This is a genomic window from Streptococcus mitis (assembly GCF_003942775.1).
Classification (GTDB): domain Bacteria; phylum Bacillota; class Bacilli; order Lactobacillales; family Streptococcaceae; genus Streptococcus; species Streptococcus mitis_CN.
On the sequence record NZ_RJNX01000015.1, the window covers coordinates 1 to 3,682 of the forward strand.

Sequence of the window (3,682 nt, forward strand, 5' to 3'; positions counted from 1 at the left end):
GCTTTTGAATTTGAGTAATACAGGACTGACCAAATTAAATCAGTTGCGCGAACTTGCAGGAAATTCACCATTATTGAAAGAAAATTTGAACTTAGAACAATTATGTTAATCATATTAATACAGCACGATAAAGCAAAATCGTGATAATACACTATTGATGGAACGCCGTGTGCGGTGAAAGTCGCACGCACGGTGTGAAGCGGGGGAAAAGATGGAGATAGTATCAAAGTTTTACCTATCGCTATAGAAAGTATATGATGACGGTTCTTTCCTTGTGTCTGAAACCAACTATGGTGGCAACCCTAACTATACCTTTAGAAAAATCTCTCAAGCAGATAGTGCAATAAGTTTTGCCTATACGACGAAATAAAAGAATCATGTCATCAGTTTAGGTGACATGATTCTTATTTTTTATAGAGTGACATATTTAATGCCATAGGCTGATAAGTTACTTGATGATCGTCTTTAATCAATTGACTGTAAGCAACAAATCCGAACTGTTCATAAAATCGAATGACTTTAGGATGATTGATACTATCTAAAAATACCATCTGAGTTCCTACAATTGCACGAAATTCTTCAATTTTTTGAATTACAATTTCAAATAACTCTTGTCCTGATAGTTTATTTAACTTTGTGTTTTTGCCGAATTGACCGATAAGTAACACAGGGAGATAATCAATATTTTTGGGACTTTTCCCTTTTAGGACGAGTTTCTTTTTTAAGGATTTCTCTAAATCAGAAATATCAACAACTTTGAGAGATAAACTAAAGAATCCTATGATGTTATTTGTTTCAGTTTCTTCAACGATAAAATTACGAGAACGATGTTGTTTTTCAAAATTGGGGGCTTTATCAGATAGATAAGTCAACATCTCTTCATTACCGTTGAAATCAACATTTTCTAAAATGATAGTTTTAAATAGCTCCTGAACTTGTTTCTCAGTTTTATCAGGAGCTAGCACTTGAATATTTTCAAGATATTGCTTAAGTGGTGTTACTTGAATTGTCATCTTACAGATACTTTGAAATGAGTTTATTTTTCGTTGGAGCGGTAGCGTCCTGTGATTCAATAGATTTCAAGACGGCTTGTAGCTTTTTAGATGGTTTATGATTAAGAATTTTTAGAGCATCTTCGTTTGTTAGTTTTATATCACGTGTTAAACTGATTGTAGCCATTTGTTCTACCTCCTGTTTCTACTTAAATTCATTATAGCTTATTTTGAACAAAAGTTCAATATGAAGATAGTGTATGTTTTCTATAGTGTATAAATCCAAAATAAGTTTTTCTCTTGCATTTGTAGCTCATATTCGTTAGAATAATGGTGTAAATGAGTGGTCGGCTCATGGTCAATCTGATAGTAATCTTGGACATAAGGGCCAAGCGGTGGCGGACACCAGAACGAAATCCGATAGCAATCTTGGACGTAAGGGCCAAGCGGTGGCAGACACCAGAATAAACCGACTGACTAGGTGGCTTACAGGTTATGTAAGTCATCTTTTTTACTTTGATAATAATGTTTTATCATTTTAAGGAGAACGAGGTTTTGCTTGTTCTCTTTTTTTGTTGTGATACTTCTTTCAAGGAATATTTGGTAGGATTGGAGTGAAAAAAGATTAACTAGGAAAGAAGGAAGTATATGGAAGGCATTTATCAACGTGATTCGGATCAAGATGGACTAACTGATGCTCAAGAATTGGCGCTAGGAACCAATCCTTTTAGCGCAGATTCTGATGGTGATGGTCGTTCAGATTTAGTGGAAATAGAAGAAGGAACCAATCCCTTAGAAAAGGATTTTCAAGACATAGACCAAACATGTCTAACTGAACCGTCATCAGTATTTATGGAAATGAAACAAAAGATTTCAGATATGATGGAGAGTCACTACAAGGAATTTATACAGGCTCTGATTAGTATTGAAACAGGGATTGAAAACCAACAAGACCTTGAAGACTTATATACTTACTACATGAGAACAGATGCCGTTTCTCTTTTGTCTAGTGATTTAGAAATCAGTCCTCAAGAGGTTGAAATGGAGATAGAGTTGTAGGGGAATCATGTGATTCTCCTATTTTCGTATAGATGAAAGGAGCAAGTATGGAAGTAATGCAATTATTGGCTATGTTTCGTGGAACAATTCCAAAAGATAGGGAGAAAATGGACTTATTTCTTCGTTATCAAGCGCAACATTTTGATGAGAAATGGCAGGACTTGGTAGAGAGTTTTTTGACTGAAGAGGGGAAGATAGAAGAGATACCTCATGTCTATTCGTTTCATCAAGATATTGTTTCTTTCCTAGAGGCCAGTTCTGAAAATAATGACCAAGATCTAGAAAGTTACACAAGAAATTTTGGACAAGCAGGTCTAAGTAAATTATCTCAATTAAGTAATTGGGAGAAAAACTTGGTGCTAGAAGTCGCAACCTATAACCTTTCCACTCGATTTTACATCCAATCTGAAAAAGAGAAGCTAGAACAACTAAGTGAGCTTATCTTTCATCAGAATCAGGATGTCAATTTAGTCAATGTCTATCGGGTTGCGAATAATCTATCTGACCGCATTAGTAGAGATATAGAGGAGTTTCTTCTAATGGTTGATTCCAAAGAACTAAAAAAAGAGGTTCTTGAGATTCATTTTGAAGAAAAAGAGGGAGATGTTCTAGCCTATTTGGGTTCAGAATTGATGGCTACTTTAGATACTGTTACGGATCTTGTCCATCATGAAGAAAACTACACACAACTCCCACTGACACAAAAGCTGAAGATTATTACTCATTTTGATGAAGTAAAGGCTATAAGAGAAAAGTCTAATCAAGTAGAGGAATCTTTGTCTCCTTCAAGTGATATTGAACAGGAAACGGAAGAAACGAACTCTTTTTCTAATGTCGATAAAATTGTAGAAGAAGCTTTGAGGGAATATCCAATCGGTTCACAAGTAAGTTATAAAGGACAAGTATTTCAGTTGGTTTCGATTGAAAATGCACAGTTAAATGACTTAGTTCGCCTAGAGCTATTCAATGATTCCAAGCAGTTATTTGAAGAGAATCCTATCTTATACTTGAACAGTTTGGAAGAGATTGAACAAGTATTGTCTCTTGTAGAACTTGAAAAAGAAGATTCAGAGATTGAGATTGATTCATCAAGTGAAAGTCAGGAAATAGATTTGTTTTCCTACCTGGAAGAAGAAAATGAAAAGGATAAGGATAAGGATAAGGAAACAAAACCTTTAATTTCAGGCATAGAAGAGACGGATGTCCCCGTTCAAGATTTTGTTTTTCCAGATGATTTAGAGGACTTTTATCCTAAGACAAATCGAGAAAAAATTGAAACGAATATCGCCGCAATTGAACTTGTTAAAAGATTAGAAAAAGGGAGACGACAAGCAAGTCCAGAAGAACAAGAGCTACTAGCCAAGTATGTCGGCTGGGGCGGTCTTGCCAATGAATTTTTTGATGAACTCAATCCAAAGTATGAAACAGAACGTTTAACTCTCAAGAGCTTAGTAAGCAAATCAGAATACTCGACCATGAAACAAAGTTCTCTCACAGCCTATTATACAGACCCAATGATTATTCGCCAGATTTGGCAAAAATTACTGGCTGATGGTTTTGAAGGAGGAAGGATTTTAGATCCTTCTATGGGGACTGGGAACTTCTTTGCGGCGATGCCTAGAAGTATACGA

At 35.5% G+C, this 3,682-nt stretch carries 4 protein-coding genes and 2 pseudogenes; 3 read left to right on the top strand and 3 right to left on the bottom strand.

The features are described from left to right. Positions 1-247 precede the first annotated feature (247 nt). A pseudogene (locus tag D8848_RS11080) lies at positions 248-370 on the top strand (CHAP domain-containing protein); the annotation flags it as partial. Between the two features lie 34 nt (positions 371-404). Here D8848_RS11080 and D8848_RS10520 read toward each other — a convergent pair. From D8848_RS10520 to D8848_RS10805, 3 genes are read right to left on the bottom strand one after another with little or no spacing between them, the layout of a single operon-like run. Further along, positions 405-1,013: a hypothetical protein gene (locus D8848_RS10520; RefSeq protein WP_125444085.1), complete on the bottom strand. Its 609-nt coding sequence runs from the start codon at positions 1,011-1,013 to the stop codon at positions 405-407. Between the two features lies 1 nt (position 1,014). Beyond that, entirely contained in the window at positions 1,015-1,179 is a 165-nt protein-coding gene (locus tag D8848_RS10800) for a hypothetical protein (protein ID WP_000201399.1), read from the bottom strand. A gap of 55 nt (positions 1,180-1,234) precedes the next feature. Next, entirely contained in the window at positions 1,235-1,498 is a 264-nt protein-coding gene (locus tag D8848_RS10805; protein ID WP_221763046.1) for a hypothetical protein, read from the bottom strand. A 142-nt stretch (positions 1,499-1,640) separates the two neighbouring features. Between D8848_RS10805 and D8848_RS10530 the strand changes: the two genes are divergently transcribed. Beyond that, on the top strand, positions 1,641-2,051 hold the full coding sequence (locus D8848_RS10530; protein WP_125444087.1) for a thrombospondin type 3 repeat-containing protein: 411 nt from the start codon (positions 1,641-1,643) through the stop codon (positions 2,049-2,051). Between the two features lie 47 nt (positions 2,052-2,098). Next, positions 2,099-3,682: pseudogene (locus tag D8848_RS10535) on the top strand (DEAD/DEAH box helicase family protein); the annotation flags it as partial.